Source organism: Pseudomonas paraversuta (genome assembly GCF_904067025.1).
Classification (GTDB): Bacteria; Pseudomonadota; Gammaproteobacteria; order Pseudomonadales; family Pseudomonadaceae; genus Aquipseudomonas; species Aquipseudomonas paraversuta.
In genome coordinates this window covers 1,760,094-1,773,790 of sequence record NZ_CAJFDA010000001.1, presented here as the reverse complement: position 1 = coordinate 1,773,790, position 13,697 = coordinate 1,760,094, and the positions used below count along the sequence as shown (strand labels likewise).

The 13,697-nt window shown below is 59.9% G+C and carries 13 protein-coding genes; 8 read left to right on the top strand and 5 right to left on the bottom strand.

Annotated features, from left to right (window positions below; genetic code table 11):
* Positions 1-274 precede the first annotated feature (274 nt).
* Positions 275-1,600, bottom strand: a complete 1,326-nt coding sequence (locus JQ848_RS08305) for an ATP-binding protein (RefSeq protein ID WP_029612472.1) — start codon at positions 1,598-1,600, stop codon at positions 275-277.
* Entirely contained in the window at positions 1,597-2,274 is a 678-nt protein-coding gene (locus JQ848_RS08300; protein WP_003447260.1) for a response regulator, read from the bottom strand. The genes JQ848_RS08305 and JQ848_RS08300 overlap by 4 nt, the downstream gene beginning before the upstream one ends.
* A gap of 163 nt (positions 2,275-2,437) precedes the next feature.
* Here JQ848_RS08300 and dsbD point away from each other — a divergent pair, with 163 nt between their 5' ends.
* The 4 genes from dsbD to JQ848_RS08280 all read left to right on the top strand — a co-directional run bounded on the left by dsbD (position 2,438) and on the right by JQ848_RS08280 (position 6,613).
* Entirely contained in the window at positions 2,438-4,177 is a 1,740-nt protein-coding gene (gene dsbD / locus JQ848_RS08295; protein ID WP_003447258.1) for a protein-disulfide reductase DsbD, read from the top strand.
* On the top strand, positions 4,178-5,050 hold the full coding sequence (locus JQ848_RS08290; RefSeq protein ID WP_003447255.1) for a TlpA disulfide reductase family protein: 873 nt from the start codon (positions 4,178-4,180) through the stop codon (positions 5,048-5,050). It abuts the gene before it with no gap.
* The gene (dsbG, locus tag JQ848_RS08285) at positions 5,029-5,805 is read left to right on the top strand and encodes a thiol:disulfide interchange protein DsbG (RefSeq protein WP_003447252.1); all 777 of its coding nucleotides are present in this window, start codon (positions 5,029-5,031) and stop codon (positions 5,803-5,805) included. The genes JQ848_RS08290 and dsbG overlap by 22 nt, the downstream gene beginning before the upstream one ends.
* A gap of 259 nt (positions 5,806-6,064) precedes the next feature.
* Positions 6,065-6,613, top strand: coding sequence for an RNA polymerase factor sigma-70 (locus tag JQ848_RS08280; protein WP_003447249.1), 549 nt, complete (start codon positions 6,065-6,067; stop codon positions 6,611-6,613).
* Positions 6,614-6,658: 45 nt separating this feature from the next.
* Here JQ848_RS08280 and JQ848_RS08275 read toward each other — a convergent pair whose 3' ends face one another.
* Entirely contained in the window at positions 6,659-7,477 is an 819-nt protein-coding gene (locus tag JQ848_RS08275; protein WP_369826376.1) for a substrate-binding periplasmic protein, read from the bottom strand.
* Positions 7,478-7,657: 180 nt separating this feature from the next.
* Between JQ848_RS08275 and JQ848_RS08270 the strand changes: the two genes are divergently transcribed.
* Both JQ848_RS08270 and ppnP read left to right on the top strand, forming a co-directional pair.
* On the top strand, positions 7,658-8,200 hold the full coding sequence (locus JQ848_RS08270) for a 3'-5' exonuclease (RefSeq protein WP_003447245.1): 543 nt from the start codon (positions 7,658-7,660) through the stop codon (positions 8,198-8,200).
* Positions 8,201-8,279: 79 nt separating this feature from the next.
* Positions 8,280-8,561, top strand: coding sequence for a pyrimidine/purine nucleoside phosphorylase (gene ppnP, locus JQ848_RS08265; RefSeq protein ID WP_010656155.1), 282 nt, complete (start codon positions 8,280-8,282; stop codon positions 8,559-8,561).
* Positions 8,562-8,628: 67 nt separating this feature from the next.
* On the opposite strand, the gene JQ848_RS08260 is transcribed toward ppnP, so the two are convergent.
* Positions 8,629-10,404, bottom strand: a complete 1,776-nt coding sequence (locus JQ848_RS08260) for an ABC transporter transmembrane domain-containing protein (protein ID WP_165439657.1) — start codon at positions 10,402-10,404, stop codon at positions 8,629-8,631.
* Positions 10,405-10,633: 229 nt separating this feature from the next.
* Between JQ848_RS08260 and JQ848_RS08255 the strand changes: the two genes are divergently transcribed.
* Positions 10,634-10,810: a PA1571 family protein gene (locus JQ848_RS08255; RefSeq protein ID WP_003447239.1), complete on the top strand. Its 177-nt coding sequence runs from the start codon at positions 10,634-10,636 to the stop codon at positions 10,808-10,810.
* A gap of 140 nt (positions 10,811-10,950) precedes the next feature.
* Here the strand turns inward: JQ848_RS08255 and pdxB are convergent, their stop codons facing one another.
* Positions 10,951-12,093: a 4-phosphoerythronate dehydrogenase PdxB gene (gene pdxB / locus JQ848_RS08250; protein WP_003447236.1), complete on the bottom strand. Its 1,143-nt coding sequence runs from the start codon at positions 12,091-12,093 to the stop codon at positions 10,951-10,953.
* Between the two features lie 175 nt (positions 12,094-12,268).
* On the opposite strand from pdxB, the gene JQ848_RS08245 reads away from it, so the two are divergent.
* A complete protein-coding gene (locus JQ848_RS08245) occupies positions 12,269-13,666 on the top strand; it encodes an MATE family efflux transporter (RefSeq protein WP_202210462.1) in 1,398 nt (465 codons plus the stop codon).
* The last annotated feature ends 31 nt before the right edge of the window (positions 13,667-13,697 follow it).

Below are 13,697 nucleotides of genomic sequence, written 5' to 3'. Positions count from 1 at the left end.
ACGGTGTTTATCGGCCTGAAAGAAGGGCTGAGAGCATGCTTTGGCAGCGTCTTAAACACTGCACAAGCGCCTGTTAAAGCGCTGTCCCGGGCGTTTATTGGAGGGAGGGATCGTTCCAGAAAAATCGCTGAGCGACAAGATTCAGATCAATAAAACCCTTGAAAAAAAGCCAGCCCCTTACCCTGTGGGAGCTGGCTTGCCAGTGATGGGTCACCGGCACGTTCAGATAGTCCGAGGTGCCAATATCGCTGGCAAGCCGGCTCACATAGGCAGCTCAAGGGGTTTTCAACGGCATCCGCAGGTCAACCCGCAACCCGTCCGGTCGACTGTCGAAGTTCAGGTCGCCGCCACACCGCTCGACTATCGCCTGCACAATGGCCAGCCCCAGGCCACAGCCGTTGCTGTTGCCATTGCGCCAGAAGCGCTGGGTCATGTGTTGCAGGGTTTGCGGGGGGATGCCCGGCCCGTGGTCGCGCACCACAAAATGCACCGAGCGGCCCTCAACCCGCAGTTGCAGTTCGACCTGGGTATCTGCCGGGGTGTGACGCAGGGCGTTGTCCAACAGGTTGCGCAATGCGGCAATGGCCAGTACCGAAGGCACCTCCAGCGCCGTGCCCGGCAATCCTTCTGGCAGTTGCAGGTCAATGCGCTCGGCCGCCCCGCTCGCGGCATCGTGGATGGCCAGGCGTGCCACCTGCTCGGCCGAACACAGCACACCGTCATCGAACGACAAACTGCCCTCCACCCGCGCCAGCAGCAGCAATTGTTCAAGGGTTCGATGCAAGCGGTCAGTGGCGGCCTCAGCGTGGGCCAGGGACTTGTCACGCGCGGCGCCTTCGGTCATGCGCGCCACTTGCAGATGGGTCTTGATCGCCGTCAGCGGGCTGCGCAGTTCATGGGCAGCATCCCCCGTGAGGCGACGCTCGCGCTCGATGGCTTTGGCGATGCGCGACAACAGCTGGTTCTGGGAGTCGAGCAGCGGTTTAAGTTCACTGGGCAGCGGTTCGATCTGCAAGGGCTGCAACGAATCGGCATCGCGGCGCATCAAGGCTTCACGCATGCGCTTGAGAGGCGCCAGTCCCTGACCGATACCCAGCCACAACAACAGCAGGCAAACCATCAACGCCATGCCCACCGGCACCGAGGCCGCAAGCAATACCGAGAGGTTCAGCGCTTCGCGTTCGACCTGACGGTCAGCGGTGGTGATGCGTACATCGCCGCGGTCCAGGGTGAAAGTGCGCCACACGGCACCATCGATGACCTGATCATGGAAACCGGCCGCCTCGGACTGCATTGGCTGGTCCGGATTGTTGTGGCTGCGGGCCAGAATCTCGCCGCGCAGGGAGCTGACCTGACAGGCCATGCCACCCGGGATGGTCAGTTGTTCAGCGCTGAAATGGGTGCCCTCGCCTTTGACCGGTAATTGCGGCAGCTGCTCCAGCAACCCCGCCACCATCCGCGCCGATGCCACCAGCCGCTGATCAAGGGAGAACATCATTTGTTGACGCAGGTCGCTGAGCATCCAGGCGGCGGCCAGGGCCCAGACCAGCACGAACGCCGAGCCGATGGTCAGGCTCAAACGCAGTCGCATACTCATCATGGCTGCCCGACACCATCGGCCGGGCCCAGGCGATAGCCCAGACCACGGACGGTTTCGACAATGCCATTGCCCAGCTTTCGGCGCAGGTGATGGATATGTACGTTCAGGGCATTGCTCTCCAGTTCGTCGCCAAAGCCATAAATGCTGTCCTTGAGCTGCTCGCTGGACAGCACCCGACCACGGTTGTGCAGCAAGGCTTGCAACAGCGCCTGCTCCCGACGTGACAAGTCCACCGGCTGACCGGCAAGCAGGGTCACGCGGCTGCTGGGGTCATAGCTCAGCTGACCATGCTCGATCAGATTGACGCTGCGCCCGGCCACCCGGCGCAACAGGGTGTGCAAACGGGCCGCGAGCTCGCGCAGATCAAAGGGCTTGAGCAGGTAATCATCGGCTCCGGCCTGCAGGCCATCGACCCGGTCAGTCACCGAGTCCCGTGCGGTGAGCACCAGTACCGGCAGCTCGAAGCCTTGCTGACGCAGCTGTTGCAACAGCTTGAGGCCGTCTTCATCCGGCAGGCCGAGGTCGAGCACCATCACATCGAACTCCGCCACTTTGAGCATGGCCCTGGCCGCTGCTGCGGTGCCTACGTGCTCCACCGTCAGGCCCTGAGCCGTGAGCCCGGCCACAATGCCGCTGGCGATCAGTTCGTCATCTTCGCAAACCAGTACATGCATGCTGATACCCGCGTAAATGTGGCCGATTAAAAGGCGACAGGATTAAGGCCCGATTATGCCGTTAAAGGGCCGATGGCGGGCCAACTGACTGTACAACGTTTAATAATCAGTTAATGGGTTGCCAGCACTGTAGCGCCACTTGTGATTGCTTAAGGTTTTAAAGATGCGTTTGTTGATGACTTTGTTGCTGGTGTGTTTCGCCGGTCTGGCTCAAGCCAAGGGCACGGACGATCCTTTCGCACAGCCCGACTTCCTGCCTGCCAATAAAGCCTTCGAGTTCAGCTCTGAAGCCATGCCGTCCGGCGAAACCCGCCTGCACTGGAAGGTCGCCGACACCTATTACCTGTATCAAAAGCGCTTGAAGTTTGACGGCCTGGACGAAGCGCACAAGCCTGCGCTGCCACAAGGGCAGGAACACAGCGACGAGTTTTTTGGCGAGACCCAGGTCTATCGCGACAGCCTTGAATTGCTGATTCCGGCAGGTGCCAGCGGCCAGGTCAAAGTCAGCTGGCAAGGCTGTGCCGATGCCGGCCTGTGCTACCCGCCGCAGAGCCAGACAGTGGACCTGGGCGGCACTGCACCGGTTGCAGCGCAAGGCCAGGCTCAGGACCAGTCCCTGGCCGCCAGCTTGCAACAGAGCTCGCTGGGCTGGAGCTTGCTGCTGTTCTTCGGTTTGGGCCTGTTGCTGGCCTTTACCCCGTGCTCGCTGCCGATGCTGCCGATTCTGGCCGGACTGGTGGTGGGCAGCGGCGCCAGCGCCGGACGCGGCTTTGCAGTGGCAGGCAGTTACGTCATCAGCATGGCGCTGGTATATGCCGGGCTGGGCGTGCTGGCCGCACTGCTAGGCGCCAACTTGCAATCACTGCTGCAACAACCCTGGTTACTGGGCAGCTTTGCCGCCCTGTTCGTGGTGCTGTCGCTGCCAATGTTTGGCTTCTTCGAACTGCAATTGCCCGCAGCGCTGCGTGACCGGCTGGAAACCGCCGGCCGCGGGCGTAAAGGCGGGAGCCTGCTGGGTGCGGGCATTCTTGGCGCACTGTCCGGCTTGCTGGTCGGCCCGTGCATGACCGCCCCGCTGGCCGGCGCCCTGCTGTATATCGCGCAAAGCGGCAATGCCGTGCAAGGTGGCCTAGTGCTGTTTGTGATGGGGCTCGGCATCGGCGTTCCACTGTTGCTGCTGGTCACCGTCGGCAGCCGCTTCCTGCCCAAGCCTGGGGCCTGGATGAACCTGATGAAAGGCCTGTTCGGCTTCCTGTTCTTGGGCACGGCCCTGCTGCTGGTCCGCCCGGTGCTTGACGAATCCCTGTGGGTCGGCTTGTGGGGCGTGTTGCTGGTTCTGGTGGCGTGCAGCCTGTGGCAACAGGCGCAGACCTTCCTGCGCGCCAGAATGCTGTTCAGCCCGCTCAGTCTGCTGGCCGGTCTGTGGGGCAGCCTGTTACTGGTGGGAGCAGCCGGTGGCGGTTCCGATCTGTGGCAACCGTTGCAGGTGTATACCGCCAAAACAGTCGCCGGCAGCAGCGCCACGACTGCCCATGATGCCTTCATCACCATCAAGGACCCCGCCAGCCTCGAGCGCGAACTGGCCAGTGCCAAGGAACAAGGGCAATGGGTGTTGTTCGATTACTACGCCGACTGGTGTGTGTCCTGCAAGGTCATGGAAAAACAGGTCTTTGCCAAGCCTCAGGTGATGCAGGCGCTAGAGGGCGTGCGCCTGTTGCGTCTTGATGTGACCGCCGATAATGTCGCCAGCCGCGAATTGCTCAGCCGCTATCAAGTCCCCGGGCCTCCCAGCTTCATCTGGATCGGCCCCGACGGTGCAGAGCGACGTGGGCAACGCATCACCGGCGAAGTCAACGCCGAGACCTTTTTGAATAACTGGAATGCCACTCGGGAACTCCTCTAAATGCTCACTCTGACCATTGGTTCATTTGCCCTGGCCATCAACCACTTACTGCTGATACTGGCGCTCGCCCTGGCGACGCTGGTGGGTTGGCGGGTGGCCAAACGCGGTGGCGAAAACCCTGAGTCAGTGTTGTTCAGCCTGTTCTTGCTGGGTTTGCTGGTGGCCCGCATCGGCTTTGTGATCAGCTACTGGCGCTACTTCCAGAAGGACCTGCTGCAGATTCTCGACCTGCGCGACGGTGGTTTTGTGTTGTGGCCGGGGTTATTGGCGGTGGTGATCGGCGCAGTGATCTGGGGCTGGCGCCGCCAGGGGCTGCGGCGCCCTCTGGGCTGGGGGCTGGGTACTGGCCTGGCGTTCTGGCTGCTGGCCACGTTCTCGTCCAGCCTCTACGAACAAGGCACACGCATGCCCGAACTGGTGTTGCGCAATGCCAGTGGCGAATCGGTGCAACTGAGCAGTTATCAGGGCGGCCCGCTGGTCATCAACCTGTGGGCCACCTGGTGTCCGCCTTGCCGCCGGGAAATGCCGGTGCTGCAAAACGCTCAGCATCAACACCAGGACGTGACCTTCCTGTTCGTCAATCAGGGCGAGAGCATGCAGAGCGTCAGCACCTTCCTTGAAACCCAAGGTCTGAACCTCAGCAACGTGCTGTTCGACAGCGGCGGCCAACTGGCACAAAAAGTGGGTTCGATGGCCCTGCCCACTACCCTGTTCTACAGTCCTGAAGGCCGCCTGCTGGGCAGTCATCTGGGCGAGCTGTCCGAAGCCAGCCTGGCCCGTGCGCTGGAAAGCTTCGATCAGAACAATTCAATGTCGGCCCACCAGGCCGACCCTGCTAGGAATCTGCAAAAATGTTTAACCGCAAACTGCTAAACCTGAGCATAACCACCCTGCTGGGCGCCGCCCTGCTGCAATCGTCGCTGGTGCACGCTGAAGAGTGGCCGGCGCCGATCAAGAAGATTGAAGCCAAAGGTGCAAAAATCATTGGCAGTTTCGATGCGCCCAGCGGCATGCGTGGCTATGCCGCCCAGTACCAGAACCGTGGCATGGCCCTGTATCTGACCCCGGATGGCAAAAACGTGCTGGTGGGCAATCTGTATGACGCTGATGGCAAGGACCTGAGCCTGGCACCGCTGCAAAAGCTGGTGTACGAGCCGATGGCCAAGCAGGTCTGGGCCAATATGGAAAAGAGCAACTGGATTGCCGACGGCAAGAAAGATGCACCGCGCATCGTTTACCTGTTCAGCGACCCGAACTGCCCGTACTGCAACATGTTCTGGGAACAGGCCCGTCCATGGGTAGAGTCGGGCAAGGTACAGCTGCGCCATATCATGGTCGGCATCATCCGCGAAGACAGCCCGGCAAAATCTGCTGCGTTGCTGGCCGCCAAAGACCCGCAGCAGGCCCTGCACGAACATGAGCAAGCCGGCAAGGCCAGCAAGCTCAAGCCCCTGACCAAGATCCCGGCTGACGTTCAAGCCAAGCTGGATGCCAATGCACAGTTGATGACTGACCTCGATGTGTCGGCCACCCCGGCGATTTTCTACCTCGACGAGCAAGGCAACCTGCAACAGCAGCAAGGCGCACCGTCACCGGACAAACTGGTGAAAATCCTCGGTCCCAAATAACCCCGCAATGCCTGCAGGAGCAAGCTCGCTCCTGCAGATTTGCCTTGAGAACGGTTGTGCCGGACAGATCATGGGACCGGCCAATAGTGGCGTTTTAGAGGCACCGCCGGGCGATGTGAACAACCTCTCAATCCTCCATTTCAAGCGTCATTAATTCTCTTTCTCAATTGACAATAATTATCATTCAGCCTAATTTGTTGCGAGCTGTGTAGGACGCTTACCGAGCCCTGCACTCATTCACTCGCAACAGGTGATCTCCATGACGGAACAAGTGTCCACAAGCAGGTGCGACTCACCCCTACTCCAAGCCTTCGTTGATAACCGGCTGATCCTGGTCAAAATCGCAGCTCGTATCACCGGCTGCCGATCCAGGGCTGAAGATGTGGTGCAGGACGCTTTCTTCCGCTTGCAGTCTGCGCCGCAGATCACTTCATCATTCAAGGCGCAACTGAGTTACTTGTTCCAGATCGTGCGCAACCTGGCGATTGACCACTACCGCAAGCAGGCGCTCGAACAGAAGTATTCGGGAACTGAAGAGGAAGGTTTGAATGTGGTCATTCACGGCGCGTCTCCAGAAACCTCGCACATCAATTTTTCGACGCTGGAGCACATCGCGGTCGCCCTGACCGAACTGCCGAGCCGCACCCGTTATGCCTTCGAGATGTATCGCCTGCACGGCGTGCAGCAAAAAGATATCGCCAAGGAATTGGGAGTATCACCGACCCTGGTGAACTTCATGATTCGGGATGCGCTGGTGCATTGCCGAAAAGTGTCGGGAACCCAGCCGGATATCTTTGCCAGACACTGAGACCCCCCACCTGCAGCAACCCGCTCCGGCAAATACCCGGCGCCCCTAGGGTACGGCCTGGGCCCCGGGTATTTGCGCGGGTACCTGGGCAATTTTATAAGGCGCGAAGATCGAGGCAAACTGGCCATTGTCACGCAGCGCCTGCAGCATCTTCGCCAACTGCGCACCCTGGATCGGCGCCCGGGGACTCAATAATGCGTAGTGATGGTAGATATAGTCGACCCGGTCGGACACCAGCACCGTTGGTTCAATCTGCGGATTCTTGTTCAGCAGGTCGATGAGATGGGAACGGGTAATCAGCGCGATATCTGCCCGCCCGCGCAGGACCATCTGTAAATTGCTGGCGTGGGAGTAAGTCAGGCTGGCGTGGAATTTTTCGGTCAGGGCCTTGGGCGAAGTATTGAATCCGGCAAAGGCATAGTGATAGCCGTTAAAGAGCGCGAGCCGCTTGTTGGCCAGGTCGCCAAAATAGGTTTGCCCACGGCCAGGCTGGCGCTTGGCGACAAACACTTCGACATCTTCCAGCCCCATGTCTACCGGATTATGCGCAATGGTATTCCAGCCCCAGGTCGGGTTTTCGAATAGCACCATGTCCATGCGCCCCTGCTCGAACTCACGGTAGCGCCGAGCATTGGAGGTAGGGACGATGACGAAGTGGTAGTCCCCCTGCAATTGATTCAGGGCGTCGAGCAGTTGCGGCAACAGGCCGGTATCGACGCCGATTTCCGGGCGCACGGTATAGGGCGGAAAATGGGCCGCCCCCACTCTGACTTCCTGGACAGCCCAGGCGGGTGTCAGAAAAAATGTGCCCAAGGACAGCACTGCACAATGGACCATCCACACTGGCAAACACTTCAAAGCCATGCACCCCTGGTCGAGCCCATCACTGGAACTTATTGATCTGCGCACAACCTGACATCATGCGTGCGCGTAATTTAAGGGTGCACAGGTTATCAAGCAAGAGCCGGACCGGCCCACTACAAATTTGCGCTGCTTTAGCTACGCTCCCCTTCTCAACGCCGATGCTGTTTAAGGAAGCTGCACATGCCTCACTGGCTGGTTATTGACCTGGAAGCGACTACCGATGATGGCGGCTGGCCGATAGAAGAAATGGAAGTCATTGAAATCGGCGCCAGTGTAGTCACTCGAGCCGGGCGGGAGGTGGACCACTTCCAGCGCTTTATCCGCCCGCAACGGCGTCCGCTGCTGACCCCTTTTTGCCGTCATCTGACCCGTATCACCCAGGCCAATATTGATGCCGGGGCTCCGCTGCCGCAGGTCTGGGAGCAGTTCGAGCGCTGGCTCGGCCAGCACCTGCCCAAACTTGAAGGCTGGGCCAGCTGGGGTGACTACGACCGCAAGCAGCTGGAGCAGGAATGGCAGCAGAAAAAACTCGACAGCGCGCTGGCTCGTTTGCCACACATGAACCTCAAGCAGCAATTTGCCCAGGCCCGCCAGCTAAAGAGTGCGCCGGGGCTTAACAGTGCCCTGCAACTGGCAGGCATGCAGTTCAACGGGCAGCAGCATCGGGCACTGGAAGATGCCCGTAACACTGCCCGCCTGTTGCCGCTGATCCTCAAGGTTTAGCGGCCATAAAATGGCGTGACGGGATAAAACGGCTTCTGCATACTGGCCAGCCCTTTTTAGCCCATTCCGAGGAATCGCCATGTTTAAAGTCAACGAATACTTCGACGGTACCGTCAAGTCGATTGCCTTCGCACAAGCCGAAGGCAAAGCCACCATTGGCGTCATGGCCCCGGGTGAATACGAGTTCGGCACCGCCGAGCGCGAAATCATGCACGTGGTATCGGGCGAGTTGAGCGTCAAGCTGCCAGGCAGCGAGCAGTGGCAGACTTTCGCCACCGGCAGCCAGTTCAACGTACCGGCCAACAGCAAGTTCCAGCTCAAGGTCGTGGTTGAGACTGCTTACCTGTGTGAATACCGCTAAAAATCTGTAGGAGCGAGCTTGCTCGCGAGCTGTTTAAAGAGCTCGCGAGCAAGCTCGCTCCTACACGTCATTGCGTGCCCATATCCACATTGAACTGCAACGCCGCCAGCCGCGCATACAGCGGGTTGCTGGCGATCAATTGCGCGTGGGTACCTATCGCCACCAGCTTGCCCTGATCCATCACCGCAATCCGGTCGGCATTTTGTACGGTGGCCAGGCGGTGGGCGATGACCAGCGTGGTGCGGCCTTGCATCAGGCTCGGCAGGGCTTGCTGGATCAAGTGCTCACTTTGCGCATCGAGGGCACTGGTGGCCTCATCCAGTAGCAGAATCGGCGCATCCACCAGCAGCGCCCGGGCAATGGCCAACCGTTGACGCTGCCCGCCAGACAAGCCCAGACCGCCATCTCCCAGATGGGTTTTATAACCCTCGGGCATTTGCTGTATGAAATCGTGGGCATGGGCAATCCGTGCCGCGGCTTCGACCTGGGCGTCGGTAGCCAGGGCATTGCCATAGCGGATGTTGTCTTCAATGGTGCCGAAAAACAGGGCCGGGGTTTGCGCCACCAGTGCAAAGCAACGGCGCAGGTCGTGGGGGTCCAGCCGGGTAATGGGCAGGCCTTCAAGCAGGACCTGGCCCGCCTGGGGATCGTAAAAACGCAGCAGCAAATCGAACAACGTCGACTTGCCTGCCCCCGATGGCCCCACCAGAGCCAGGGTTTCGCCCGCATTGATCGTTAGGCTCAGCCCTTCAATGGCATAGCTTTCAGGCCGTGACGGATAAGAAAAGTACAGGTTCTCAAGCTGCAGGTTACCGGCCACCCGCCGGGGCAATACCAGCAAATCGCTGCTCGGCGCCATGATCAGGCTTTTCGATTGCAGCAGTTCGGCAATTCGCTCAGCTGCTCCCGCAGCCTGTTGCAGCTCGCCGATCACCTCGCTCAGGGTGCCAAAGGCACTGCCGACGATCAGGCTGTAAAACACGAATGCCGCCAGCTCGCCGCCGGTAATGCGCCCCGCGATCACGTCCATGCCACCGACCCACAGCATCACGCCGACCGCCCCCAGCACCAGCAGGATCACCAGGGTAATCAGCCATGAGCGCTGCAGGATGCGTTTGCGGGCGGTGGCAAATGCATTTTCGACGGTGCTGGCAAAGCGCTGTTGATCCTGCTGTTGGTGGTTGTAAGCCTGGACCGTTTTGATCTGGCCCAGGGCTTCGGCCACGTAGCTGCCGACATCGGCGATACGATCCTGGCTCTGGCGCGACAAGGTACGCACGCGGCGACCAAAGAACAGGATCGGCACCAGTACCAGTGGCAGCGCGACCACCACGATGCTGGTGAGTTTGGGATTGGTGATAAACAGCAGGATCACACCACCTATCACCATCAGGCTGTTGCGCAGGAACAGGGACAAGGACGACCCGATCACCGATTGCAACAGCGTGGTGTCGGTGGTCAGCCGCGACTGGATTTCCGAACTGCGATTGTTCTCATAAAAGCCCGGATGCAGGCCGATCAGGTGGTTGAACACCTGTCGCCGGATATCAGCCACCACCCGTTCGCCAATCCAGGACACCAGATAGAAGCGCACAAATGTACCCACCGACAAAGCCAGCACCAGCAGCAGAAAATAACCGATGGACTGGTTGAGCAAGTGTGGCGACTGGGTCATGAAGCCTTTGTCGACCAGCAGACGAATGCCCTGCCCCATCGAAAGGGTGACACCCGCAGTGACGATCAGGGCCAGCAAGGCACCCACCGCCTGCCAACGATAAGGCGCTACAAAATGGGCGGCCAAGCGAATGGCCCGGCGTTGACGCGAAGAAAGCATGGAAGGCATCCAGAAGAAAGCGTGAAACAGCCTACAACGAAGTCAGCTGCGCAGAGCTAAACCTTTCTCAATCGTTTTGAATATGACCTGAGACAACAAGCCATAGGCATTATCGTTCTAAAGTGAGGGTGGAAGTTTCAGGATATTTCTGTTGGACTGGGTCCGTCGCCAAGCCATGTCACAGCTTGGTCACTAAACGGACCTAAAGTAGCGAGACACCCTGATGAGGAGACAGGCCATGGATTTGCAACACAATGCTCAAGCGGTTCCAGTGATTCGTACGCAAGCCAAGCAATCACTGGGGTGCGCCATTATCGATGAAAATGGCCAGGAAATTTCGATCACTGAAGAGATGATTCAGGACGCCTGCCACGAACTGGAGCTGCGTCTGGTCAAACCTGTGCACAAAGACTGATCCTCGGCGGGAGCGCGGCTTGCCCGCGATGCAGGCGACAGGGTTTAACCGGGTTCCATGCGTCGCGCGGCCCACTCCTGCAACAGCGCTCAGAACATACAACGGCCCCGCTGAAAGGGCCGTTTTTTTGTGCCCGGTGCTTAAACCAACACCCCGCCCAGCGCCTTGACCAATTGCTTCAAGGCCACCGACTCGCCCTCGACATGCACCTCCAGGCCTTCTATCTCACGACGTACCGGATAGTTTTTGCGTAATCCGTCGAACGCCAGCTTCTGCTCTTCGACGCTGCCGATCAGGCTGCGGCGAAAGTCCGCATCATCGCGACGCGGGTCATAGACACCCCGACACAGCATGGCCAGGGCCCAGCCCGGATCAGTATTGGCACTCAGTGCGACCCTCGCCAGCCAGGGTGCCGGCAACAAGTCTGACAGGCTGACCACAGCCGGCTGCCCGAGGAAGTCGCACAGTGCCTGATAGATCTGCGCCGTGCCCCGCTGCTTGCCATCCAGGCTGTAGCCGGCGATATGAGGCGTCGCCAGCACACACATGTCCGCCAGTTGCAGATCCACCTCAGGCTCGTGCTCCCACACATCGAGCACCGCCTGCAGGTCATCGCGCCGGGTCAGGACTTCGCGCAGCGCCTTATTGTCGAGCACCGGACCGCGACTGGCGTTGATCAGCCAGGTCCCCGGCTTGAGCCGGTCCAGGCGCTGGCGGTCAAGCAAATGCCGGGTCGGGAAGCTGCCGCTGGTGCTTAACGGAGTATGCAAACTGAGCACATCGCAGTGCTCGATGATGTGTTCAAGGCTGACGTAGTCGCCACCTTCAGCCGCCTGGCGCGGTGGATCGCAGACCAGTACCTTGAGGCCCAGTGCCCGCAACACATCGACCAGACGCCCGCCCACCTGCCCGGCGCCAATAACCCCGTAGGTGCGCTGAATAAGATCGACACCTTCGATTTCGGCCAGGGTCAGCAGGCTGCCGAGCACATAGTCCACCACGCCGCGGGCATTGCAGCCCGGGGCACTGGACCACGCAATACCTGCCTGTTCAAAGTAATCGAGATCAAAATGGTCGGTGCCAATGGTGCAGGTACCGACAAAACGTACCGCACTGCCTTCCAGCAAATCGCGATCGACCCTGGTCACCGAGCGCACCAGCAACACATCCGCAGCATGCACGTCTGCACGCGTGATCTGGCGTCCCGGCAGACGGCGTATTTCACCGAAGCCGGCAAAGAACTCTTCGATCAGCGGAATATTTTCGTCAGCAACAATCAACATGGCAGGCTCCTTTGGCGGAGTGGCAGTGTAGGCGTTGTAGTCATCAATGGGCCAGCAAGCTGTGCCAAGCACTTTCAATCGCGCTTACAAAGCCCCTACAACTCAAGGTTTGCCGAGCTCCGGGGCAGGCGTACAATCGCCGGCTTTGCGCGTTAAACACTGTGGATGCACGCTTGTGAACTCTGTCACTGATAACACCCCTGCCGCCCCTGTCAGCCGCCCGGCCCGGGTTCGCACGGAAGTGCGGGCGCTATTGGCGCTGGCGTTTCCGATCATCATTTCCCAAGTGGCCACCACGGCCATGGGTTTTGTCGATGCCGTCATGGCCGGACGCGTCGGGCTTCGGGACCTGGCGGCCGTGGCCCTGGGCAATTCGATCTGGATACCGGTGTTTCTGTTGATGTCGGGCATCCTGCTGGCCACCACGCCTAAGGTTGCCCAGCGTTTTGGCGCCAACAATCACCGGGAGATCGGCCCGATCGTGCGCCAGGCCCTGTGGCTGGCGCTGATTACCGGGCTGTGTGCGACATTTATCCTGCTGGGTGCAGAGCCGCTGTTACATCTGATGAAAGTCGCCCCGGACCTGATTGAACCCTGCATGGGCTATTTGCACGGGATCGCCAGCGGCATGCCGGCGGTGGGGCTGTATTGCGTGCTGCGTAACTTCAGTGATGGCCTGGGCCGTACGCGGCCAAGCATGGTGCTGGGGTTGTGTGCCCTGGCGCTCAACATCCCGATCAACTACGTGTTCATTTATGGGCACTTTGGGGTCCCGGCCATGGGTGGCGTGGGCTGTGGCTGGGCGACGGCCATTGTAATGTGGTTTATGGCCCTGGGCATGGTGGCCTGGACCTGGCGTGGTGCGATCTACCAGTCGAGCCGGGTATACAGCCGTTTTGAATGGCCGCAATGGGCAATCATCAAGCGTTTGCTGAGTGTGGGGCTACCGATCGGCATTGCAGTATTTGCCGAGTCGAGCATTTTTGCGGTGATTGCCCTGTTGATCGGCAGCTTGGGGGCAACGGTGGTGGCAGGCCATCAAATCGCTCTGAACTTCAGCTCGCTGGTGTTTATGATCCCCTACTCCCTGGGCATGGCAATCACCGTCCGCGTGGGCCAGGCACTGGGGCGCCAGCAACCGCGCGAAGCACGTTTCGTCGCCGGGGTCGGTATGGGCACTGCGCTGGTATGGGCGGGCATCTCTGCCAGTCTGATCCTGTTGTTGCGCGAGCAGATTGCCACCGTCTACACGGCCGATCCGCTGGTGATCGAGGTGGCGACCATGCTGTTGATGTTTGCCGCCCTGTATCAGTTTTCGGATGTGATTCAGGTGACTGCGGCGGGCGCATTGCGCGGCTATCAGGACACGCGGGTGACGATGATCCTGACCCTGTTCGCGTATTGGGGGATTGGTTTGCCGGTGGGCTATGCGCTGGGCCTGACCGACTGGTTCGGCCCGGCCAATGGCCCCAGCGGGCTGTGGCAGGGCCTGATTGTGGGCCTGACCTGCGCGGCGCTGATGCTCAGCGTACGCCTGACCCGCAGCGCCAAAGAGCGGATTCGCATGGCATAGACCCACACTGCAGGAGCGAGCAAGCTCGCTC

What these genes read in the sequence shown, in the direction of transcription:
- JQ848_RS08305 (WP_029612472.1), bottom strand. Translation starts at nt 1,600, where the DNA reads ATGATGAGTATGCGACTGCGTTTGAGCCTGACCATCGGCTCGGCGTTC.
- JQ848_RS08300 (WP_003447260.1), bottom strand. Translation starts at nt 2,274, where the DNA reads ATGCATGTACTGGTTTGCGAAGATGACGAACTGATCGCCAGCGGCATT.
- dsbD (WP_003447258.1), top strand. Translation starts at nt 2,438, where the DNA reads ATGCGTTTGTTGATGACTTTGTTGCTGGTGTGTTTCGCCGGTCTGGCT.
- JQ848_RS08290 (WP_003447255.1), top strand. Translation starts at nt 4,178, where the DNA reads ATGCTCACTCTGACCATTGGTTCATTTGCCCTGGCCATCAACCACTTA.
- dsbG (WP_003447252.1), top strand. Translation starts at nt 5,029, where the DNA reads ATGTTTAACCGCAAACTGCTAAACCTGAGCATAACCACCCTGCTGGGC.
- JQ848_RS08280 (WP_003447249.1), top strand. Translation starts at nt 6,065, where the DNA reads ATGACGGAACAAGTGTCCACAAGCAGGTGCGACTCACCCCTACTCCAA.
- JQ848_RS08275 (WP_369826376.1), bottom strand. Translation starts at nt 7,477, where the DNA reads ATGGCTTTGAAGTGTTTGCCAGTGTGGATGGTCCATTGTGCAGTGCTG.
- JQ848_RS08270 (WP_003447245.1), top strand. Translation starts at nt 7,658, where the DNA reads ATGCCTCACTGGCTGGTTATTGACCTGGAAGCGACTACCGATGATGGC.
- ppnP (WP_010656155.1), top strand. Translation starts at nt 8,280, where the DNA reads ATGTTTAAAGTCAACGAATACTTCGACGGTACCGTCAAGTCGATTGCC.
- JQ848_RS08260 (WP_165439657.1), bottom strand. Translation starts at nt 10,404, where the DNA reads ATGCCTTCCATGCTTTCTTCGCGTCAACGCCGGGCCATTCGCTTGGCC.
- JQ848_RS08255 (WP_003447239.1), top strand. Translation starts at nt 10,634, where the DNA reads ATGGATTTGCAACACAATGCTCAAGCGGTTCCAGTGATTCGTACGCAA.
- pdxB (WP_003447236.1), bottom strand. Translation starts at nt 12,093, where the DNA reads ATGTTGATTGTTGCTGACGAAAATATTCCGCTGATCGAAGAGTTCTTT.